The following is a 20731-nucleotide window of genomic DNA, read 5'->3' on the forward strand; positions in this document are numbered from 1 at the left end:
TCCGATTGCCGCCACACGGCGCCTGACACCCCGGTCATCGCGCCTGCAAATATCGAGAAATACCTGAGATGACGCAGCCCGTCCTGAGCCCTCTAGCCTCAAGGAGGCCGGCAAAGAACATCAACCCAAAGCTGCCGTACATCGGTTACTTTTTAAAAACCCAAACGGATAGGTTAATCTCGAATCATGGTCACAACAGCTCGATTTGAAGACATACGGATAGTGATCTACTCCAACGACCACCGACCTTGCCATGTGCATGTCATGACCCGGGAAGATGAGGCGGTGTTCTACCTCAGATGCCCGGAAGGTCCGCCGGAACTGAGAGAAAATCACGGGTTTTCGTACAAGCGACTGAAGCTGTTGAGTGCCCGGTTGGCCGCCGATCTGGCCTATCAATGCAAGCAGTGGAGGGAGATCCATGGTGACTTTGACTGAACTCGAGTTTCAACAAGCGAACCGATCCGCAAAAGCGTTCCAGGCAAAAGCTCCACGCGCGGAAAAAGCCGGCTACGACACCGAAACCGGTTGCGTCGTCATCGGCCTCGATTCCGGGGTCAGCCTGTCGTTCCCGCCGCGACTGGTCGAGGGCCTGGCCGATGCCAAGGCTGCGGACCTGGTTCAGATAGAAATCAGCCCGACGGGCCAGGGATTGCACTTTCCGGCCCTGGACATCGATATCCACCTGCCCTCGCTGATTCAGGGCGTGCTCGGCAGTGCGTCGTGGATGGCCAGCCAACTGGGTAGCAAAGGCGGCTCGAAATCGACGCAAGCCAAGGCCCGCGCCGCCCGGGAAAACGGCAAGCTGGGCGGACGCCCACGGAAAACCTCGCTCCTGTGATGCAGATGGGGCGCCTTGCGCAGGCGCCCCCGCCATCGCGTCACTGCCCGGCCCATTTGCGACATCGGCGCGTGCGTCTGCATCGAAGACAGGAAAACAAAACGTTTTTTGTATACCATATCCCTTTCTTCCCTTTCGAATGACCGCGCCGTGACCCTACCCAAGCTCAACCTCCCGGACCTGGGCAATGCTCCTTCGACCTCGGAGATCATTACCCGGCACCTGCGCGATGCCATCGTCGCCGGCAATTTCGCCGAGGACGAACCGATTCGCCAGGACGAAATCGCCCGCCAGTTCAACGTCAGCAAGATTCCCGTGCGCGAGGCGCTCAAGCGCCTGGAAGCCGAGGGCCTGGTGATGTTCCAGCGCAACCGCGGGGCGATGGTCACGCGCCTCTCCGAACCCGAACTGGCGCAGATGTTCGAAGTGCGCATGCTGCTCGAAGACAAGGTGCTGCGCCTGGCCATCCCGAACATGACCGAAGAGACCTTCACCCGCGCCGAACGCATCTGCCAGGAATTCGTCGGCGAGAATGACATCGGGCGCTGGGCCGAACTCAACTGGGAACTCCACGCCTGCCTCTACGAACCGGCGCGACGACCATTCCTGGTCAGCCTGATCCGTTCGGTCAACGACAAGCTGGAACGCTACCTGCGCCTGCAGATGAGCCTCTCCGCCGGCAAGGAACGCGCCGACCATGAGCACCGCGATATCATCGAAGCCTGTCGCGCCCGTGATGTGGAACAGGCGGTGAAACTGCTCGACGAGCACATCGCCGGGGTTTGCGCGACGTTGCTGGAGCACCTGCCGCGCGCCCACTGATCCCGCCACCACTGTGCTGATTTCGTCATGAGGGTCCGGTAAAAGCATCAAGCCGGACACCCCTCCCACAGGCCACTCTGCAAACTCCTTCATTCGACAGTGGCCTGCCATGCAACGAATCAGCGTGATCGACTCTCATACCGGCGGCGAACCCACCCGCCTGGTGACCGCCGGTTTTCCCGACCTGGGCCGTGGCAGCATGGCCGAACGCCGCCAGCGCCTGGCCGAAGAATACGATGCCTGGCGCGCCGCCTGTGTCCTCGAGCCACGCGGCAGCGATGTGCTGGTCGGCGCGCTGTTGTGCGAGCCGGTGAACCCGGCGGCCACCGCCGGGGTGATCTTCTTCAACAACACCGGCTACCTCGGCATGTGCGGCCACGGCACCATCGGCCTGGTCGCCTCGCTGGCGCATCTGGGTCGGATCGAGCCGGGCATCCACGCCATCGAAACCCCGGTGGGCACGGTGCACGCCACCCTTCACGAAGACCGTTCGGTCAGTGTGCGCAACGTCCCGTCCTACCGTTATCTGCGAGCGCTGGCCCTGCAGGTGCCGGGCCTCGGCGAGGTGGTCGGCGATGTCGCCTGGGGCGGCAACTGGTTCTTCCTGATCGCCGACCATGGCCTGGACGTCACCAGCGACAACCTGGAGGCGTTGACCGCCTACACCTTCGCCGTGCAGCAGGCCCTGGAACAACAAGGCATCCGTGGCGAAGACGGCGGCCTGATCGACCATGTCGAACTGTTCGCCGACGACGCCCGGGCCGACAGCCGCAACTTCGTGCTCTGCCCTGGCAAGGCCTACGACCGCTCGCCCTGCGGCACCGGCACCAGCGCCAAGCTGGCGTGCCTGGCGGCCGATGGCAAGCTGCAGCCGGGACAGGTCTGGCGCCAGGCCAGTGTGATCGGCAGCGAATTCGAAGGTTCCTATGAGGCCGACGGCGAACGCATCGTGCCGACCATTCGCGGGCGCGCCCATATCAGTGCCGAAACGACCCTGATCCTCGAACAGGACGATCCGTTCGCCTGGGGCATCCGCCTGTGAACGAAGGCACGGCAGCCGACATTATCGTGATCGGTGCCGGGATCGTCGGTGCCGCCTGTGCCCAGGCCCTGGCGAAGCGGGGCCTGAGCGTGCTGGTGCTGGATGCCGGCCTGCCCAATGCCACGGCGGCGGGCATGGGCCACCTGCTGGTACTCGACGACAACCCGGCGGAGTTGGCCCTGTGCCAATACTCCGTGCAACGCTGGCGCGAGATCGCTACCGAGCTTCCCGAAGGCTGCGCCTACCGCAACAACGGTACGCTGTGGATCGCCGCCAACGCCGAGGAAATGGCCGTGGCCCAGGCCAAGCACGCCAACCTCCAGGCCCATGGCATCGCCTGTGAACTGCTCGGCAACCAGGCCCTGCGCGAACGCGAACCGCAACTGCGCGAAGGCCTCGAAGGCGGCCTGCTGATCCATGGCGACGGCATTCTCTATGCCCCGGCCACGGCTCGCTGGATGCTCGAAACCGCCGGTATCCGTCAGCGCCGGGCACGGGTCAGCGAAGTCGACGGCAACCGCGTACGGCTCGACAACGGTCATTGGCTCAGCGCCGGGGCGGTGGTCCTGGCCAATGGCGTGCAGGCCAACGAACTGTGCCCGGAACTGCCCATCGAGCCGAAGAAAGGCCACCTGCTGATCACCGACCGTTATCCCGGCAGCGTCACCCATACCCTGGTGGAACTGGGTTATGTCACCAGCGCCCACAACGCCAAGGGCCCCTCCGTCGCCTGCAATATCCAGCCGCGGCCCACCGGCCAGTTGTTTATCGGCGCTTCACGTCAGTTCGGCACCCGCGACCTGCAGGTCGAAGGCTGGATGCTGGCGAAGATGCTCAAGCGTGCCGTCGAATACCTGCCCGGGTTGGCCCGGCTGAATGCGATCCGCGCCTGGACCGGCCTGCGTGCCGCCAGCCCGGACGGCCTGCCGCTGGTGGGCCAGCACCCGCAGCGCGAAGGTTTGTGGCTGGCTGTCGGTCATGAAGGCCTGGGCGTGACCACCGCCCCCGGCACCGCCGACCTGCTGGTCGCCCAGTTGCTCAACGAAACGCCGCCCCTGGCTGCCGCCGCCTATCTGCCACAACGCTTTCTCGGAGCGCCAATCCATGCCTGAACTGACACTGGACGGTCGCGCCCTGCGCGTCGCCGAAGGCACCACCGTAGCAGCGGCCCTGGCCCTGGGCGGTGACGGTTGCAGCCGTACCTCGGTCAGCGGCCGGCGTCGTGCGCCGCTGTGCGGCATGGGCATCTGCCAGGAATGCCGGGTCAGTATCGATGGCGATCGACGCCTGGCCTGCCAGACCCTCTGCCAGGACGGCATGCACGTGGAGACCCGACCATGATGGCGTTTGCCGACCTGCTGATCATCGGCGCCGGGCCCTCGGGCATCGCCGCCGCCCTGGCCGCCGCCGCCAGCGGCGCGCGCATCGCCATCATCGACGACAACCCGCTGGCCGGCGGACAGATCTGGCGCGACGGCCCGCAGGCCAAGTTGCCGCCCCAGGCCCGAGCACTGCGCCAGCGCCTGCAGGCCTGTGACAATGTGCGGCATTACCCCGGCACCCGGGTGATCGCCAGCACCGGCCCGAAACACCTGCTGCTGGAAGACTCGCAACGGGGCTGGCAGATCGGCTACGACAAGCTGATCCTCTGCACCGGCGCCCGCGAACTGCTGCTGCCCTTCCCCGGCTGGACGCTGCCCGGGGTTACCGGTGCCGGCGGCCTGCAAGCGCTGATCAAGGGCGGACTGCCGGTTGACGGTGAGCGCCTGGTGATCGCCGGCAGCGGACCGTTGCTGCTGGCCAGCGCCGCCACCGCCCGCCAGGCCGGGGCACAGATCCTGCGAGTCGCCGAGCAGGCCTCACTCACCTGCGTCGGTACTTTTGCCGCGCAGTTGCCACGCTGGCCCCACAAGGGGTTGCAAGCCTTCGGCCTGTTCGACCGGCATTACCGCACCGACAGCCATGTGCTTGCCGCCCTGGGCAGCGAGCGCCTGGAAGGTGTGCGCCTGCAACAACGGGGCAAGATCGTCGAACTGGCCTGTGAGCGCCTGGCCTGCGGCTTCGGCCTGATCCCCAACACCCAGCTCGGCGAGGCCCTGGGCTATGCCCTCGACGGCCACGCCCTGGCCGTCGACACCTGGCAGGCCAGCAGCCTCGTCGATCATTACGCAGCCGGTGAATGCACCGGTTTCGGCGGCAGCGAACTGGCCCTGGTGGAAGGTGCGATTGCCGGCCATGCGGCGGTCGGCGAGCGCGACGCGGCCCAGCGCCTGTGGCCGGTCCGGGCACGCTGGCAGGGTTTCGCCGACACCCTGAACAAGGCCTTTGCCCTCGACCCGCGACTCAAGGCCCTGGCCGAACCCGACACCCTGGTATGCCGTTGCGAGGATGTCACTTATGCCGCCCTGCAAGGTCATCGCGACTGGCGCGAAGCGAAACTCGCCAGCCGTTGCGGCATGGGCGCCTGCCAGGGCCGGGTATGTGGCGGCGCGGTCCGGCACCTGTTCGGCTGGCAACTTCCGGCACCGCGCCCGCCGTTCAGTCCAGCGCGGATCGACACGCTGTCGTGTCTCGACGACACCCCGCCGGCATGAATAGCGGCACGGGGGTTTCGGCGACGCCGGAGGATCTCTATGATCCCGAGAGTTGCCGCCAGACGCCCGACGCCATGCATGCCTCGCTTACCCGTTTCAAGCCCTGCGACCTGCCGATCCTGCTGGACAGCCTGAGTGCCATCGCCCCCCTGCTCGATACCTTGGCGGACGTGGTGTTTTTCATCAAGGACAGCGAGGCGCGCTACGCCTTCGTCAACCAGACCCTGGCCCGGCGCTGTGGTTTCAAGCAGCCCGGCGAGCTGCTGGGACTGACCGCCGACCGGGTCTTTCCGGAACGTTTCGGTGCCTCCTATACCGAGCAGGATCGGCGAGTGCTGAGCAGCGGGCGCGAGCTGGCCGACCAGTTGGAACTGCACCTTTATTACGGCAACCAGCCGATCTGGTGCCTGACCCACAAGGTCCCCCTGCGCGACCCGCAAGGGCGGGTCGTCGGCCTGGCGGGGATTTCCCGCGACCTGCAACTGCCGCAATCGAACCACCCGTCCTTCCAGAAGGTCGCCGCGGTGGACGCGCACATCCGCGAGCACTTCGCCCAGCCCATCAGCCTCGCCGAACTGACGCAGATCGCCGGCCTGTCGGTGGCCCAGCTGGAACGTCACTGCAAGCGGATCTTCCAGCTCACCCCACGGCAGATGATCCACAAGGCCCGCCTGGAAGAAGCCGCGCAATTGCTGTTGCACACCGACCTGCCGATCACCGAGATCGCCCTGCGCTGCGGTTACACCGACCACAGCGCCTTCAGCCGCCAGTTCCGCGCCCTCACCGGCCTGTCGCCAAGCCATTACCGCGAAACCCATCGCTGATCGACGTGTTCCTGCGCCGTGTTCCTTTAGGGGGCGCGCGCGGCGAAACGTGCTCCCTTCTGTAACACCCCACACCCCGATAAAAGCGGGCATCTACGCCCTTATCAGCCGACAAACCCTCTAACCCGTGGGCCGGTGAAGAATTCATGTTCCAACGTGGAAACAGGCACAGTCATTGCTAATATAATATCGTATACGAAATTCATAATACGAAAGCCAACACCACTTACCGATAACGAGGCATCCATGAAAAATCCCGTTTTTGCCGTAGCGCTCAGTGTGGTTCTCAGTTCGTCCTTTATCGCCACGGCCCAGGCCGACAAGCTCGATGACATCATCGGCTCCGGCAAGCTGCGCTGCGCGGTGACCCTGGACTTCCCGCCGATGGGCTCGCGCGATGCCAGCAACAAGCCGGTGGGCTTCGACGTCGACTATTGCAACGACCTGGCCAAGGTCCTCGGAGTCGATGCCGAGATCGTCGAGACGCCATTCCCTGATCGTATTCCCGCGCTGGTCTCGGGCCGTGCCGACGTGATCGTCGCCTCCACTTCCGACACCCTCGAACGGGCCAAGACCGTCGGCCTGACCATTCCCTACTTCGCCTTCCAGATGGTGGTGCTGACCCGCGAAGACACCGGTATCAGCAAATACGAAGACCTCAAGGGCCGCCCTGTCGGCAACACCAGCGGCACCTATGAAGCCATCGCCCTGGAAAAAGACCAGAAGAGCTGGGGCACCGGCAGCTTCCGCGCCTACCAGTCGCAGAACGACACCATCCTGGCCGTCGCCCAGGGCCATATCGATGCCACTGTCGTCACCAACACCGTGGCCGCGGCTACGCTTAAGTCAGGCAAGTACAAGGGCCTGAAGGTCGCCGGCAACGCCCCCTACGTGATCGACTACGTCTCGCTGGGTGCCAAGCGCAACGAGTACGGCCTGATCAACTACCTCAACCTGTTCATCAACCAGCAGGTTCGTACCGGACGTTACAACGAGCTGTTCACCAAGTGGGTCGGGACCGATATCCCACCGGCCGACCTGACCGTGCCACACGTCTACTACTGAGGAAACCCGCATGCCCAGCACGCCCACTTCCCTCACCGGACGCAGCCTGGTCGAGGGAGCCGCCCAAGGTTCCCTGCTGTTCGCCGATATCGGCCTGAGTTTCTGGGGCGGTGTCGATCCGTTCAGTGGCGAAGTGATCGACCGCCATCATCCCTTGAGCGGCGAGCACCTGGCCGGCCGCGTGCTGGCGCTGCCCAGCGGCCGCGGTTCCTGTACCGGCAGCAGCGTGATGATGGAGCTGATCAGCAATGGTCATGCCCCGGCTGCGCTGGTACTGGCCGAAGCCGATGAGATCCTGACCCTGGGCGTGCTGGTGGCCCGGGTGATTTTCGAACGTTCCCTGCCGGTGCTGTGCATCGGCCGGGAGGCCTTTGCCGCCCTGCGCGGCCAGGCCTTTGCCCGGATCGAGGGCAACAGCCTGACACTCTTCGACGCAATGCCCGCCGACGCCTGGCAGGCACCGGCCACGCCGGTGCCAGTGCGGCCGGCGACCGGTAGCGTCGAACTCAGCGAACATGACCTGGCCCTGCTCGAGGGTCAGTACGGCAAGGCGGCCCAGATAGCCATGCAGATCGTCCTGCAGATGGCCGAGCTGCAAGGTGCGCCCAGCCTGCTGGACGTGACCCAGGCGCATATCGACGGCTGCATCTACACAGGGCCGGCGAGCCTGCGCTTTGCCGAACAACTGGTGCAATGGGGGGCGCGCGTGCGCGTCCCGACCACCCTCAATTCGATTTCCGTGGACCAGCGCCGCTGGCGTGAACTGGGGGTCGATCCGGCCCTCGGCGAACCCGCCAGTGCCCTGGGCACGGCCTATATGGCGATGGGCGCGCAACTCAGCTACACCTGCGCGCCCTACCTGCTCGACAGTGCGCCGAAAGCCGGCGAACAGATCGTCTGGGCCGAATCCAACGCCGTGGTCTATGCCAACAGCGTGCTCGGTGCCTGGACCCAGAAATACCCCGACTACCTGGATATCTGCATCGCCCTGACCGGCCGCGCACCGCTGACCGGCTGCCACCTGGCCGAACAGCGCAAGGCGCGCCTGGAGATCGAAGTACCGCCCATGGGCGAACTGGACGATGCCTTCTACCCGCTGCTCGGCTATCACATCGGCGCGCTGTCAGGCAGCCGTATCCCGCTGGTGCGCGGCCTGGAGCTGGCCAACCCCAGCCTCGACGACCTGAAGGCTTTCGGCGCGGCCTTCGCCACCACTTCGGCGGCACCGCTGTTCCATATCGCCGGGGTCACCCCGGAAGCCCTCGACCCGCTGCAGGTGCTGGAGCCGGGTCAGTCGCTGCCCCTGCAACGCATCAGCCCGCAAGACCTGCTGGGCAGTTGGCGCGAACTCAACAGCGCCCGCGAACCGCGAGTGGATGTGGTTTCCCTGGGCAACCCGCACTTCTCCCTCAGCGAGTTCGCCCACCTCGCGCGCCTGTGCCGTGGCCGCCACAAGCACCCGGACGTGGTGCTGGCGATTACCTGCGGCAGGGCCGTGCTGGAACAGGCCCGTGCCGCCGGTCATATCGCCGCGATCGAAGCCTTCGGCGCGACCCTGATCACCGATACCTGCTGGTGCATGGTCGGTGAGCCGGTGATTCCGCCGGCCGCCCGGACACTGATGACCAACTCCGGCAAATACGCCCACTACGCTCCCGGCCTGGTCGGACGCACGGTGCACTTCGCCAGCCTGGCCGAGTGTGTCGACAGCGCCTGCAGCGCCCAGGCCAGCGGGAATCTGCCGGCCTGGCTGCCACAGGAGGAAGCGGTGCATGTTTGACTATACGTTCCAGTGGCATTCGGCCTTCCGTGCCCTGCCCGACATGCTCAACGGCGCCTGGGTGACCTTCGAAACCGCCGCCCTGTCGATGATCTTCGGCGTGCTGATCGCCCTGACCCTGACCGTTATGCGCGAGGCGAAACAGCCGGTGCTCAGCGGTATCGCCAACGGCTGGGTGTCCATCGCCCGCAACACGCCGTCGCTGTTCCAGATCTACATCCTCTACTTCGGCCTCGGCTCCCTGGGGCTGCATGTCAGCTCCTGGCTGGCATTGCTGGCCGGGATCACCTTCAACAACGCCGGCTACCTGGCGGAAAACTTCCGTGGCGGCCTCAAGGCCGTGCCCGACACCCAGATGCGCGCAGCACGTTCGCTGGGCATGAGCGCCTTCCAGGCCTACCGGATGATCATCGTTCCGCAATTGCTGCGGGTGGTGTTCTACCCGCTGACCAACCAGATGGTCTGGGCAGTGCTGATGACCTCGCTGGGGGTGATCGTCGGCCTCAACAACGACCTGACCGGGGTGACCCAGGACTACAACGTCAAGACGTTCCGCACCTTCGAATACTTCGCCATCGCGGCGGTGCTGTATTACCTGATCGCCAAGGCGATCGTCGCGGTAGCCCGGCTCTTGTCCTGGCGGCTGTTCCGTTACTGAGGGGTCTGCTCCATGTTTTCCACCAGTCTTACCCTGAATGACCTGCTGTTCCTGCTCAGCGGGGCCTGGGTCACGCTGCAACTGACGGTCTGGTCGATCCTGCTCGGCACCATCGCCGGCCTGGTGTTCGGCCTGCTGCGCGCCCTGCTGCCACGGCTCAGCCTGCCGCTGGCCTGGGTCCTGGACGTGTTCCGCAGCGTACCGCTGCTGATCCAGTTCGTGCTGTTCAACTCGCTCAAGAGCATCGTCGGCCTGAACATCAGTGCCTTCACCGTCGGCTGCATCGTGCTCGGGATCTACGCCGCCGCGTACTTCACCGAGATCGTCCGCGGCGGCGTGCTCTCGGTGCCGCTGAGCGTGCGCCGGGCCAGCCGCTCGCTGGGCCTGAGCTACCTGCAGGACCTGCGCTGGATCGTCCTGCCGATGGCCTCGCGGGTCGCGTTCCCCGGCTGGCTGAACCTGGTGCTCAGCGTCATGAAAGACACCGCGCTGGTGATGTGGATCGGCATCGTCGAACTGCTGCGCGCCTCGCAAACCATCGTCACCCGCATCCAGGAACCGCTGCTGGTGCTGTGCATCGCGGGCCTTATCTACTACGTCATGAGCCTGGTGGTCGCACGCCTGGGCGCTCGTCTGGAAAGAAGGTGGCAAGAAAATGATTGAGATCGACAACGTACACAAATCCTTCGGCGACCTGGAAGTGGTCAAGGGCGTCAGCCTGACGGTGAACAAGGGTGAGGTGGTGTCGATCATCGGCGGCTCCGGCTCCGGCAAATCGACCCTGCTGATGTGCATCAACGGCCTGGAATCGATCCACAAGGGCAGCATCCGCGTCGACGGTATCGAAGTCCACGACAAGGCCACCGACCTCAACCGCCTGCGGCAGAAGATCGGCATCGTGTTCCAGCAGTGGAACGCCTTCCCGCACCTGACCGTGCTGGAGAACGTCATGCTGGCGCCGCGCAAGGTACTCGGCCGGAGCAAGCAGGAGGCCGAGGAACTGGCGGTGCGCCAGCTCACCCATGTGGGCCTGGGCGACAAGCTCAAGACTTTCCCCGGCAAGCTCTCGGGCGGCCAGCAACAGCGCATGGCCATCGCCCGGGCCCTGGCCATGTCGCCGGACTACATGCTCTTCGACGAAGCCACCTCGGCCCTCGATCCGCAACTGGTGGGCGAGGTGCTGGACACCATGCGCATGCTCGCCGAAGACGGCATGACCATGGTCCTGGTCACCCATGAGATCCGCTTCGCCCGGGATGTCTCCGACCGCGTGGCGTTCTTTCGCAACGGCCTGGTGCATGAGATCGGCTCGCCCGACCAGGTCATCGGCAATCCCGTGCAACCGGAAACGGCGGCGTTCCTCAAATCCGTGAAATAACCGCTCCCCCGTAGGAGCCGGCTCCTACAGAGTGAACAGACAGGAGGTGTATCAATGCGTTCATCGAAAATCGTTCATGTGGTCAGCTGCCACGCCGAAGGTGAGGTCGGCGATGTGATTGTCGGCGGCGTCGCCCCGCCGCCGGGTGCCACGGTGTGGGAACAGTCGCGCTGGATCGCCCAGGATGAAACCCTGCGCAATTTCGTGCTCAACGAACCGCGCGGCGGGGTGTTCCGTCACGTCAACCTGCTGGTCCCGGCCAAGGACCCACGGGCGCAGATGGCCTGGATCATCATGGAACCGGCCGATACCCCGCCGATGTCCGGTTCCAACTCGCTGTGCGTGTCCACCGTGCTGCTCGACAGCGGCATCCTGCCAATGACCGAACCGCAGACCCGGCTGGTGCTGGAGGCCCCGGGCGGCCTGATCGAAGCCGTGGCCGAGTGCAAGGACGGCAAGGTCCAGCGGGTGGAAATCAAGAACGTGCCATCGTTCGCCGACCGCCTCGATGCCTGGATCGAAGTCGAGGGCCTGGGTTCGATCCAGGTCGACACCGCCTATGGCGGCGACAGTTTCGCCATCGTCGACGCACAGACCCTGGGCTTCCAGATTCGCCCCGACGAGGCCAGGGACATGGTCGAGATCGGCCTGAAGATCACCCGCGCCGCCAACGAGCAACTGGGCTTTGTCCATCCGCTGAACCCCGACTGGTCGCACATTTCCTTCTGCCAGATTGCCGCACCGGTGGTCTACGAGAACGGTGTCGCCACCGGTGCCAACGCCGTGGTGATCCGTCCCGGCAAGATCGATCGCTCGCCCTGCGGTACCGGTTGCTCGGCACGCATGTCAGTGTTGCAGGCCAAGGGCGTGCTGAAAGTCGGCGACCGTTTTATCGGCCGCTCGATCATCGGTTCGGAGTTCCACTGCCGCATCGACTCCATGACCGAACTGGCCGGTCGCACGGCGATCTATCCGTGCCTGTCCGGTCGGGCCTGGATCACCGGGACCCACCAATTGCTGCTCGACCCCGCCGATCCGTGGCCACAGGGCTACCGGCTGTCGGACACCTGGCCCGGCGCCTGAACCACAACCCATTGCCTGACGGCCGATTGCAACAACGCGGTGGCGCCAGCACGGCGTCCGGCGAAAAAACACTGGCTGAATTTTTTCACTTAAAATATCGTATACGAAATACTTTTAACCACTGGAGTTAATCATGAGCAAGCGCATCAACTGGAGCGGCGTCTTCCCCGCGGTCACCACTCAATTCAACGACGACTTCTCCATCAACCTGGAAAAGACCCATCAAGTGATCTCCAACGTGATCCGTGACGGCGTCTCGGGTCTGGTGGTGTGTGGTTCGGTGGGGGAAAACACCTCGCTGACCGCCGAGGAAAAGATCGCCGTGACCGAAGTCGCGGTGGACGCCTCCAGGGGCCGCGTGCCGGTGATCTGCGGCGTTGCCGAGTTCACCAGCGTGCAGGCGGCCAAGGTTGCCAATGCGGTGCGCAAGGTCGGTGTCGATGGTGTGATGCTGATGCCGGCGCTGGTCTACGGCTCCAAGCCGTTCGAGACCGCCGAGCACTACCGCTATGTGGCCAGGCACGCCGACGTGCCGCTGATGGTCTACAACAACCCGCCGATCTACAAAAACGACGTGACCCCGGACATCCTGATTTCCCTGGCCGACTGCGACAACGTGGTGTGCTTCAAGGATTCGTCCGGCGATACCCGGCGCTTTATCGACGTGCGCAATGAAGTCGGCGACCGTTTCGTGCTCTTCGCCGGTCTCGACGACGTGGTCCTGGAAAGCATCGCCGTCGGTGCCGAGGGCTGGGTCTCGGGCATGTCCAACGTGTTCCCCAAGGAAGGCGAAACCATCTTCCGCCTGGCCAAGGCCGGCCGTTTCGCCGAAGCCATGCCGATCTACGAATGGCTGATGCCGATCCTGCACCTCGATGCCCGCGCCGACCTGGTGCAGTGCATCAAGCTGTGCGAGGCCATTGCCGGTCGCGGCAGCGCGCTGACCCGTCCACCGCGCCTGGCCTTGCCGGAAGCGGACCGGGTATTTGTCGAGCAGATCATGGCCAAGGCCATGGCCAATCGTCCGGCGTTGCCGGATGTGGGTCTCTGAATAAAAGGTTGGGAGCAGCCCGCCAGAGTGGCGGTGACTGTCCCGACGCCTTCGCGGGCAAGCCCGGCTCCTACAGAGCTTGAGTCGAATCCGGATCTTGTCGACGACACAAAACTGTAGGAGCCGGGCTTGTCCGCGAATAGGCCCTGCCCCCACAGGAAACCCAAAGAGCTCGACACGAGCCCCTGTCAATCGGAGTTCCCCATGCCCGAGATCCCCGGTCATAACTACATCGGTGGCACTCGCAGCGCCGCCGGCAGTGTCGTCCTGCACAGCCACGACGCCAGCAGCGACGAAGCCCTGCCCTACCGCTTTATCCAGGCCACCCCGCAAGAAGTGGACGCCGCCGCCCGGGCCGCCGCCAGCGCCTACCCGACTTATCGCGCCCTGCCGGCCAGTCGCCGTGCCGAATTCCTCGAAGCCATCGCCAGCCAGCTGGATGCCCTGGGCGACGACTTCATCCATCTGGTCACCCGTGAAACCGCCCTGCCCAACGCGCGCATCCTCGGCGAGCGCGGCCGTACCAGCGGACAGATGCGCCTGTTCGCCGATGTCCTGCGTCGCGGCGACTTCCACGGTGCACGCATCGACCGCGCGCAACCCCAGCGCCAGCCGCTGCCGCGCGCCGACCTGCGTCAATATCGCATCGGCCTCGGCCCGGTGGCGGTGTTCGGCGCCAGCAACTTCCCGCTGGCCTTCTCCACCGCCGGGGGCGACACCGCTGCCGCCCTCGCCGCCGGTTGCCCGGTGGTGTTCAAGGCCCACAGCGGCCATATGGCGACGGCCGAACGGGTCGCCGATGCGATCATCCGCGCCGCCGAACAGACCGGCATGCCCCCGGGGGTGTTCAACATGATCTACGGCGGCGGGGTCGGCGAAGCGCTGGTCAAGCACCCGGCGATCCAGGCCGTCGGCTTCACCGGCTCGCTCAAGGGCGGCCGGGCCTTGTGCGACATGGCAGCGGCGCGCCCGCAACCGATCCCGGTGTTTGCCGAGATGAGCAGCATCAACCCGGTACTGGTCCTGCCCGAGGCGCTGGCCCTGCGCGGCGAGACCATCGCCCGGGAACTGGCCGCTTCGGTGGTGCTCGGTTGCGGGCAGTTCTGCACCAATCCCGGACTGGTGATCGGCTTGCGCTCGCCGGCGTTCAGCGCCTTTACCGAAAGCCTGACGGCCTTGATGGGCCAGCAACCGGCGCAGAGCATGCTCAACAGCGGCACCCTCGGCAGCTATGAAAAGGGCCTCCAGGCGCTGCAGGCGCATCCGCGGATCACCCATCTGGCCGGTCTGCCGCAACAGGGCAGGCAGGCCTTGCCGCAACTGTTCAAGGCCGATGTCAGCCTGCTGCTGGACGGCGATCCGCTGTTGCAGGAAGAAGTGTTCGGCCCGACGACCGTGCTGGTCGAGGTATCCGACCGGGCCGAGTTGCAACGCGCCCTGCAAGGACTGCACGGTCAGTTGACCGCGACGTTGATTGCCGAGCCCGGCGATCTGCAGGCGCACGCCGAGGTATTGCCGCTACTGGAACAGAAGGTTGGCCGGGTGTTGTTCAACGGTTATCCGACCGGGGTCGAGGTGTGCGAGGCGATGGTTCACGGTGGGCCTTATCCGGCGACATCCGATGCCCGTGGCACCTCGGTCGGCACCCTGGCCATCGACCGTTTCCTGCGGCCGGTGTGCTACCAGAACTGCCCGGATGCGTTGCTGCCCGATGTGCTGAAGAACGCCAACCCGCTGGGGATTTCCCGGCTGGTGGACGGTCGGAGCAGCCGCGAAAGCTGGTAGTTTCCGGACGCGAGAGCTGTGGGAGCGGGCTTGCCTTGATGCCATTCAGTCAAGGCCGGCACGCTCTCTGTAGGAGCGCCTGGCTTGCCAGCGATGAGGCCCGTGAAGCCGCCAGAAGCTTCGGGGGCAAGCCCCCTCCCACATAGTCGCCTGCCACGCCGGCCCATTCCCACAGGTACAACCCTTCAAGCCCTGCCCCAGTGCGTCGAGCCCTGTCAGGCCAACAGTGCCTTGAGGTCGTTGTACAAGGCCGTGGGAATCTCCACGCCGTCCACCCGGCTACGCGCCCGCGCCTCGTAACGTCGCTGTGACGGCAACCGGGCGCCCTGCCCCTGGATGCTCTCGAACAGGCTTTCGGCACGGGCCAGGTGCTGTTCCGTGGCGTCGCCGAGAAAGCGCCGCGGGTCAAGGGCAATGATCAGTTCGCCATGGTACGGCGACGACTTGCTGCCGCCGTCGTGGGCCAGGGATTCGGCGCTGGTCAGGTCGCCGATCAGCGGTCCGGCGATCAATTCCACCATCGCCGCCAGCGCCGAGCCCTTGTGCCCGCCAAAGGTCAGCATCGCCCCCAGGTCGAGCACCACGTTCGGATCGGTGCTGGGCTGCCCCTGGGCATCCACGCCCCATCCCTCGGGAATGGCCTTGCCGGCACGCCGGTGCAGTTCGATCTCGCCCCGGGCAATGGCGCTGGTGGCGAAGTCGAAGACAAACGGATCATGACCCGCGCGCGGCCAGCCAAAGGCAATGGGGTTGGTGCCGAACACCGGCTGGTTACCGCCGGCCGGTGCGACCCAGGCATGGCTCGGCGTGCAGGCCAGCGCCACCAGGCCGGCCTCGGTCAGTTGCTCGATCTCGACCCAGAGCGCGGAGAAATGCACACAACGGTTGATGGCCATGGCGGCAATGCCATTGGCCCGGGCCTTGTCCTTGAGCAAGGGCAAGCCGGCCTGGAAGGCCAGTTGGGAAAACCCGCCGGCCGCATCGACCCGCACGATGGACGGTGCCTGGTCGACCACCTCGGGCCGGGCATCGGCCTCGACCTTGCCGGCCTTCAGCGAAGCGACGCAACCGAGCACCCGGTACAGGCCGTGGGAGGCACAACCATCGCGCTCGCCGGCCGCCACCGTATCGGCCACGGCATCGGCATGGGCAAGGCTGAAACCATTGTGCAGCAGGATCAGTTTGGCCAGGGCATGGGCCTGGTCCAGCGTCAGTCGAGTCATAGGTCACTCCAGGAAGAAGGGTTCCAGAGTTGCCCATGGGCGAGCCCGAGGCTTGATCAGTTTGACTGCCCGGCATGACGAATTCGGCACAGCATCGCGACCGGGGATGCGGATGCAAAAACGCCACTCGGGCGAGTGGCGTTTTTGTGCAGCCTGTTGCGTTGACGCGGGTATTGCTTACAGCGCCATGTCAGCCTTCGGATTGTCCTCGGCCTTCGGCTTGTCGGCAGCGGCAGGAGCGGCCGGTGCCGCAGCGGTCTGGCCGATCACCGGAGGGGTGGTCAACTGCAGGACTTCAGCAGTGTAGTTCCACTCTTTCTGCACAGCCTCGGGGCTGTTGTTCAGCTTGGTGCCGTAGCTAGGCACGATCTGGTGCAGCTTTTCCTGCCAGGCAGGGGTTGCCACCTTGTCCTTGAAGACCTTCTCCAGGATGGTCAGCATGATCGGCGCGGCGGTGGAAGCACCTGGCGATGCACCCAGCAGGCCGGCGATGCTGTTGTCCTTGGCACTGACCACTTCGGTACCGAGCTTCAGGACGCCGCCCTTCTCTTCGTCACGCTTGATGATCTGCACGCGCTGACCGGCCTGCCACAGGCGCCAGTCTTCTTTCTTCGCCTGCGGGAAGTACTCCTTCAGGGCGTTGAAGCGATCGTCATCGGACATCATCAGCTGACCGCCCAGGTACTGGACCAGGTCGAACTGATCGATACCCACGCGGGTCATCGGCCAGACGTTGTGGGTGGTGGTGCTGGTCAGCAGGTCAAAGTACGAACCGTTCTTCAGGAACTTGGTGGAGAAGGTCGCGAATGGCCCGAACAGGATCACGCGCTTGCCATCCAGCACGCGGGTGTCCAGGTGCGGAACCGACATGGGTGGCGCGCCGGTCGAAGCGATACCGTAGGCCTTGGCCATGTGCTTGAGGGCGATATCCTGGTTATCGGTGACCAGGAACGAACCGCCGACCGGGAAGGCCGCGTAGTCGTTGGCCTCGGGGATACCGGACTTCTGCAGCAGGTGCAGCGCACCGCCACCGGCACCGATGAACACGAACTTGGCGTCGGTCTGGGTTTCAGTACCGTCTTTCAGGTTCTTGTAGACCACGCGCCAGCTGCCGTCTTCATTGCGCTTGATGTCCTGCACTTCGCTGGACAGCTTGAGCTTGAAGTTAGGCTGTTGTTGCAGATGCGCGACGTACTGGCGGGTGATCTCGCCGAAATTCACGTCGGTGCCGATCGGAGTCCAGGTGGCGGCGATCTTCTGCTTCGGATCACGCCCTTCCATCATCAGCGGGACCCACTTCTTGATCTGCTCCTGATCTTCGGTGTACTGCATGCCGCTGAACAGCGGGCTGGTCTGCAGGGCCGCGTAGCGATCCTTGAGGAACTTGACGTTGTCATCGCCCCACATGAAGCTCATGTGCGGTGTCGAGTTGATGAACGAGTGCGGGTTCTTCAGCACGCCCTGGCGAACCTGCCAGGACAGGAACTGACGGGTGATCTGGAACGACTCGTTGATCTCGATCGCCTTGGAGATGTCGATCTTGCCGTCTTTGCCGTACGGCGTGTAGTTCGACTCGGCCAGGGCCGAGTGACCGGTACCGGCGTTGTTCCAGCCATTGGAGCTTTCTTCGGCAACGCCATCGAGGCGCTCGACCATTTCCATCGACCAGTCAGGCTGCAGCTCGTTGAGCCAGATGCCCAGGGTCGAACTCATGATCCCGCCGCCGATCAGCAGCACATCGACCTTCTTGGCCTCGGCCGCGAACGAGGACGTGACCCCTATCGACAAGGCCAGGCCCAACAGCGCCTTGTTCACTTTTTTCAACATATAGTCATACCTACGATAGATCGCCATCCGCTCCTCCACCCTTGCTCACACAGGATTCCGGGCTGATACGACGCCGTGGATTCCCGCACTCGAAAGAACTGGAGAATGGGCACACAAGGCCGCCATCACTGGCATAGGCCTCACTTTTTATGTCGCTCCTGCGCTGACTTCTTATCGTTGTTGGCTTCAGCTGACTTGAGTGACATGAATTCTGTTGGTGCGTGGTCGCACACATTGTCGGCATCGCTGCCATCAGACTCCGACACCATGGGACGAACAGGCCACTTGGCGACCGCGGGGTCGCGAAATGCCCGGCCTTGGCTGCAATCTCGCGCGGGAAAAGCGAAGAGACTGGCCAGCATCAATGGTGGCGGAAATGCCATTGTCCACGGGACGCGCAAATCCGTCAAAAAAAGCGTCTCACTCCTACCTTATTTTGACTAAAGCCTGACATCGTTTTCTCTCAAATCATGGTAGCCGAGCCTGCTCATATCGATCGTTCCCACGCTCAAGCGTGGGAATGCCTCACTGGACGCTCCGCGTCCGCCCTGCAGGTGACGCGGAGCGTCACGGGCTGCATTCCCACGCAGAGCGTGGGAACGATCAAACGCTCTAGCGTGGGAACGATCAGCACATGCAGCCGACACCTGACATCAAACTGTCATCGCTCCTTTACCTGATCGCCATCTTCGATCCGTACTGTCGCTGGCCAATGAGATCGATCTCAAGGAAGCGACAATGACCGATTTGAAAGATGTGGCGCGCCTGGCCGGCGTCTCCCGGGCGACCGCCGCCCGCACCTTCGCCAGCCCCGAAGTGGTGCGTCCGACCACCCGCGAGCAGGTCTTCGCCGCCGCCCGCGAACTGGGTTTCCGTCCCAACCACCTGGGCCGCCAACTGCGCCTGCAGCAGACCAACCTGATCGGCGTGATGGTCCCCAACCTGCTCAACCCGGTGTTCGCCGAGCAGTTCCAGGCCATGGAGCGCGCGGCCCGCGCCTGGGGCTACAACCTGCTGCTGGCGACCACCGACTACGCCGCCGACCGCGAAAGCGCGGTGGTCGAAGAGTTGCTGCGCCAGCGGGTCGACGGCCTGATCCTGACCGTGACCGATGCCGAGGACAATCCGCTGCTGGAAAGCCTGGCCCAGGAGGAAACGCCCTTTGTACTGGCCTACCACCAGCCGGACAACACCGACTATTGCGCGGTATCGGTCGACAACCGCGCCGGCATGGCCCTGGCCACCCGCTACCTGCTGGATGCCGGGCACACGCGGATCGGCATGGTCGCCGGCCCGGCCCTGCAATCCGACCGCGCGCGCCTGCGTTACGCCGGCTACTGCGATGCCCTGCTGGAACGTGGCCTGACACCCCTGCCGGTGATTGAAATGCCTGCCCATACCAGCGCCGACTTCGCCGCACTCGCCCCGCTGCTGCGCGGCCCGCAACCGCCGAGCGCGCTGGTCTGTTCCAACGACTTGCTGGCCATCAGCCTGATCGCCGAACTGCGCCGCAATGGCTGGGGCGTGCCAGAACGCCTGTCGGTCATCGGTTTCGACGGCATCGCCATCGGCACCCAGATGCATCCGACGCTGTGCAGCGTGGTCCAGCCGATCACCGCCCTGGCGAACACCGCCATCGAACACCTGCTGGCGCGCATCAACGGCGCCAACCCCACTTCCCAATGCCTGCCCTGCCATATCCGGCCGGGCGAAAGCACCCGGCCCTACGAGGAAATGCGTCATGACCCAGCTCAGTAAGACCCTGGCGGCCCTGTTGCTCGGCGGCATCGCCAGCCTGGCCCACGCCGCCGAAACCGCCATCTGCTACAACTGCCCGCCGGAATGGGCGGACTGGGGTACGCAGCTCAAGGCGATTGCCGACAGCACCGGCGTCCAGGTGCCACTGGACAACAAGAACTCCGGCCAGGCCCTGGCCCAGCTGGTGGCCGAGCGGGCCGCACCGGTTGCCGACGTCGTCTACTACGGCGTGACCTTCGGCCTGCAGGCGCAGAAAGCCGGGGTCCTGGGCGACTACAAGCCCAAGCACTGGGACGAGATCCCGGCCGGCCTGAAAGACCCGGCGGGCCACTGGTTCGCGATCCACTCCGGCACCCTCGGCCTGATGGTCAATGTCGATGCCCTCGGCGGCCTGCCCGTGCCGCAAAGCTGGGCCGACCTGCTGAAACCCGAATACAAGGGCATGGTCGGCTACCTCGACCCGTCCAGCGCCTTTGTCGGCTATGTCTCGGCGGTGGCGATCAACCAGGCCATGGGCGGCACCCTCGACAACTTCGCCCCGGCCATCGACTACTTCCGCAAACTGGCGAAAAACGCTCCTATCGTGCCCAAGCAGACCGCCTATGCGCGGGTGCTCTCCGGTGAGCTGCCGATCCTGGTGGACTACGACTTCAACGCCTACCGCGCCCGCTACAAGGACCAGGCCAACGTGGCCTTCGTGATTCCCAGGGAGGGCAGCCTCAGCGTGCCGTACGTGATGAGCCCGGTCGGCAATGCCCCGCATCGGGCCAATGCCGAGAAGGTCCTCGACTTCGTCCTTTCCGACCAGGGTCAGGCCTTGTGGGCCAACGCCTACCTGCGTCCGGTGCGGCAGATGAAAATGCCCGCCGAGGTCGCCGCCCGCTTCCTGCCGGACAGCGATTACGCCCGTGCCGGCGTGGTCGACTACGAGCACATGGCCGCCGTCCAGGAAGCCTTTGCCGCTCGCTACCTGAACGAGGTGAAGTAAGTGGCGACATCG

At 64.7% G+C, this 20731-nt stretch carries 20 protein-coding genes; 18 read left to right on the forward strand and 2 right to left on the reverse strand.

The genetic code is table 11. The features are described 5' to 3' along the window. Positions 1 to 186: 186 nt before the first annotated feature. From HX881_RS19710 to HX881_RS19785, 16 genes are all read left to right on the forward strand, one after another. Positions 187 to 438 carry a DUF4160 domain-containing protein gene (locus HX881_RS19710; protein ID WP_042936813.1) on the forward strand — a complete coding sequence of 84 codons (252 nt, stop codon included), beginning with the start codon at positions 187 to 189 and terminating at the stop codon, positions 436 to 438. Further along, entirely contained in the window at positions 422 to 841 is a 420-nt protein-coding gene (locus HX881_RS19715) for a DUF2442 domain-containing protein (RefSeq protein WP_218171733.1), read from the forward strand. The genes HX881_RS19710 and HX881_RS19715 overlap by 17 nt, the downstream gene beginning before the upstream one ends. Before the next feature lie 150 nt (positions 842 to 991). Beyond that, complete coding sequence (locus HX881_RS19720; RefSeq protein ID WP_017129068.1) at positions 992 to 1663, forward strand: GntR family transcriptional regulator; 672 nt, start codon at positions 992 to 994, stop codon at positions 1661 to 1663. A 109-nt stretch (positions 1664 to 1772) separates the two neighbouring features. Beyond that, a complete protein-coding gene (locus tag HX881_RS19725; RefSeq protein ID WP_042936810.1) occupies positions 1773 to 2705 on the forward strand; it encodes a 4-hydroxyproline epimerase in 933 nt (310 codons plus the stop codon). Then, on the forward strand, positions 2702 to 3817 hold the full coding sequence (locus HX881_RS19730; protein ID WP_177086101.1) for an FAD-dependent oxidoreductase: 1116 nt from the start codon (positions 2702 to 2704) through the stop codon (positions 3815 to 3817). Before HX881_RS19725 ends, HX881_RS19730 begins: the two co-directional genes overlap by 4 nt. Continuing rightward, a complete protein-coding gene (locus tag HX881_RS19735; RefSeq protein ID WP_177086102.1) occupies positions 3810 to 4046 on the forward strand; it encodes a (2Fe-2S)-binding protein in 237 nt (78 codons plus the stop codon). Before HX881_RS19730 ends, HX881_RS19735 begins: the two co-directional genes overlap by 8 nt. Further along, positions 4043 to 5299 (forward strand): NAD(P)/FAD-dependent oxidoreductase, encoded by a 1257-nt coding sequence (locus HX881_RS19740; protein WP_177086104.1) that lies wholly within the window; start codon positions 4043 to 4045, stop codon positions 5297 to 5299. The genes HX881_RS19735 and HX881_RS19740 overlap by 4 nt, the downstream gene beginning before the upstream one ends. A 74-nt stretch (positions 5300 to 5373) precedes the next feature. Then, positions 5374 to 6123 (forward strand): AraC family transcriptional regulator, encoded by a 750-nt coding sequence (locus tag HX881_RS19745; RefSeq protein WP_177086434.1) that lies wholly within the window; start codon positions 5374 to 5376, stop codon positions 6121 to 6123. A 246-nt stretch (positions 6124 to 6369) separates the two neighbouring features. Continuing rightward, positions 6370 to 7188 carry an ABC transporter substrate-binding protein gene (locus tag HX881_RS19750; protein WP_017129062.1) on the forward strand — a complete coding sequence of 273 codons (819 nt, stop codon included), beginning with the start codon at positions 6370 to 6372 and terminating at the stop codon, positions 7186 to 7188. A gap of 10 nt (positions 7189 to 7198) precedes the next feature. After that, positions 7199 to 8968, forward strand: a complete 1770-nt coding sequence (gene lhpI / locus HX881_RS19755) for a cis-3-hydroxy-L-proline dehydratase (RefSeq protein WP_177086106.1) — start codon at positions 7199 to 7201, stop codon at positions 8966 to 8968. Then, complete coding sequence (locus HX881_RS19760; RefSeq protein WP_017129060.1) at positions 8961 to 9626, forward strand: amino acid ABC transporter permease; 666 nt, start codon at positions 8961 to 8963, stop codon at positions 9624 to 9626. Before lhpI ends, HX881_RS19760 begins: the two co-directional genes overlap by 8 nt. A gap of 12 nt (positions 9627 to 9638) precedes the next feature. After that, on the forward strand, positions 9639 to 10289 hold the full coding sequence (locus HX881_RS19765) for an amino acid ABC transporter permease (protein WP_177086108.1): 651 nt from the start codon (positions 9639 to 9641) through the stop codon (positions 10287 to 10289). Beyond that, on the forward strand, positions 10282 to 11004 hold the full coding sequence (locus HX881_RS19770) for an amino acid ABC transporter ATP-binding protein (protein ID WP_017129058.1): 723 nt from the start codon (positions 10282 to 10284) through the stop codon (positions 11002 to 11004). The genes HX881_RS19765 and HX881_RS19770 overlap by 8 nt, the downstream gene beginning before the upstream one ends. Before the next feature lie 54 nt (positions 11005 to 11058). Continuing rightward, positions 11059 to 12087, forward strand: a complete 1029-nt coding sequence (locus HX881_RS19775; RefSeq protein ID WP_177086109.1) for a trans-3-hydroxy-L-proline dehydratase — start codon at positions 11059 to 11061, stop codon at positions 12085 to 12087. A 133-nt stretch (positions 12088 to 12220) separates the two neighbouring features. Beyond that, the gene (locus tag HX881_RS19780; RefSeq protein ID WP_017129056.1) at positions 12221 to 13138 is read left to right on the forward strand and encodes a dihydrodipicolinate synthase family protein; all 918 of its coding nucleotides are present in this window, start codon (positions 12221 to 12223) and stop codon (positions 13136 to 13138) included. A 204-nt stretch (positions 13139 to 13342) separates the two neighbouring features. Next, complete coding sequence (locus HX881_RS19785) at positions 13343 to 14923, forward strand: aldehyde dehydrogenase (NADP(+)) (RefSeq protein ID WP_177086111.1); 1581 nt, start codon at positions 13343 to 13345, stop codon at positions 14921 to 14923. Positions 14924 to 15138: 215 nt separating this feature from the next. Here HX881_RS19785 and HX881_RS19790 read toward each other — a convergent pair whose 3' ends face one another. Further along, positions 15139 to 16146 (reverse strand): Ldh family oxidoreductase, encoded by a 1008-nt coding sequence (locus HX881_RS19790; protein WP_103033120.1) that lies wholly within the window; start codon positions 16144 to 16146, stop codon positions 15139 to 15141. Positions 16147 to 16323: 177 nt separating this feature from the next. After that, positions 16324 to 17973 carry a malate dehydrogenase (quinone) gene (mqo, locus tag HX881_RS19795; protein ID WP_042936924.1) on the reverse strand — a complete coding sequence of 550 codons (1650 nt, stop codon included), beginning with the start codon at positions 17971 to 17973 and terminating at the stop codon, positions 16324 to 16326. 738 nt (positions 17974 to 18711) lie between these two features. On the opposite strand from mqo, the gene HX881_RS19800 reads away from it, so the two are divergent. Together HX881_RS19800 and HX881_RS19805 are read left to right on the forward strand one after the other, a co-directional pair. Next, positions 18712 to 19731 carry a LacI family DNA-binding transcriptional regulator gene (locus HX881_RS19800; RefSeq protein WP_017129051.1) on the forward strand — a complete coding sequence of 340 codons (1020 nt, stop codon included), beginning with the start codon at positions 18712 to 18714 and terminating at the stop codon, positions 19729 to 19731. Beyond that, complete coding sequence (locus tag HX881_RS19805; RefSeq protein WP_017129050.1) at positions 19715 to 20719, forward strand: ABC transporter substrate-binding protein; 1005 nt, start codon at positions 19715 to 19717, stop codon at positions 20717 to 20719. Before HX881_RS19800 ends, HX881_RS19805 begins: the two co-directional genes overlap by 17 nt. Positions 20720 to 20731: the final 12 nt, after the last annotated feature.

The organism is Pseudomonas gingeri, assembly GCF_013386115.1.
GTDB classification, from domain to species: domain Bacteria; phylum Pseudomonadota; class Gammaproteobacteria; order Pseudomonadales; family Pseudomonadaceae; genus Aquipseudomonas; species Aquipseudomonas gingeri.

Coding starts and splice junctions, on each gene's coding strand:
- HX881_RS19710 (WP_042936813.1), top strand. CDS start 187: ATGGTCACAACAGCTCGATTTGAAGACATACGGATAGTGATCTACTCC.
- HX881_RS19715 (WP_218171733.1), top strand. CDS start 422: ATGGTGACTTTGACTGAACTCGAGTTTCAACAAGCGAACCGATCCGCA.
- HX881_RS19725 (WP_042936810.1), top strand. CDS start 1,773: ATGCAACGAATCAGCGTGATCGACTCTCATACCGGCGGCGAACCCACC.
- HX881_RS19735 (WP_177086102.1), top strand. CDS start 3,810: ATGCCTGAACTGACACTGGACGGTCGCGCCCTGCGCGTCGCCGAAGGC.
- HX881_RS19740 (WP_177086104.1), top strand. CDS start 4,043: ATGATGGCGTTTGCCGACCTGCTGATCATCGGCGCCGGGCCCTCGGGC.
- HX881_RS19745 (WP_177086434.1), top strand. CDS start 5,374: ATGCATGCCTCGCTTACCCGTTTCAAGCCCTGCGACCTGCCGATCCTG.
- HX881_RS19750 (WP_017129062.1), top strand. CDS start 6,370: ATGAAAAATCCCGTTTTTGCCGTAGCGCTCAGTGTGGTTCTCAGTTCG.
- lhpI (WP_177086106.1), top strand. CDS start 7,199: ATGCCCAGCACGCCCACTTCCCTCACCGGACGCAGCCTGGTCGAGGGA.
- HX881_RS19760 (WP_017129060.1), top strand. CDS start 8,961: ATGTTTGACTATACGTTCCAGTGGCATTCGGCCTTCCGTGCCCTGCCC.
- HX881_RS19765 (WP_177086108.1), top strand. CDS start 9,639: ATGTTTTCCACCAGTCTTACCCTGAATGACCTGCTGTTCCTGCTCAGC.
- HX881_RS19770 (WP_017129058.1), top strand. CDS start 10,282: ATGATTGAGATCGACAACGTACACAAATCCTTCGGCGACCTGGAAGTG.
- HX881_RS19775 (WP_177086109.1), top strand. CDS start 11,059: ATGCGTTCATCGAAAATCGTTCATGTGGTCAGCTGCCACGCCGAAGGT.
- HX881_RS19780 (WP_017129056.1), top strand. CDS start 12,221: ATGAGCAAGCGCATCAACTGGAGCGGCGTCTTCCCCGCGGTCACCACT.
- HX881_RS19785 (WP_177086111.1), top strand. CDS start 13,343: ATGCCCGAGATCCCCGGTCATAACTACATCGGTGGCACTCGCAGCGCC.
- HX881_RS19790 (WP_103033120.1), bottom strand. CDS start 16,146: ATGACTCGACTGACGCTGGACCAGGCCCATGCCCTGGCCAAACTGATC.
- mqo (WP_042936924.1), bottom strand. CDS start 17,973: ATGTTGAAAAAAGTGAACAAGGCGCTGTTGGGCCTGGCCTTGTCGATA.
- HX881_RS19800 (WP_017129051.1), top strand. CDS start 18,712: ATGACCGATTTGAAAGATGTGGCGCGCCTGGCCGGCGTCTCCCGGGCG.
- HX881_RS19805 (WP_017129050.1), top strand. CDS start 19,715: ATGACCCAGCTCAGTAAGACCCTGGCGGCCCTGTTGCTCGGCGGCATC.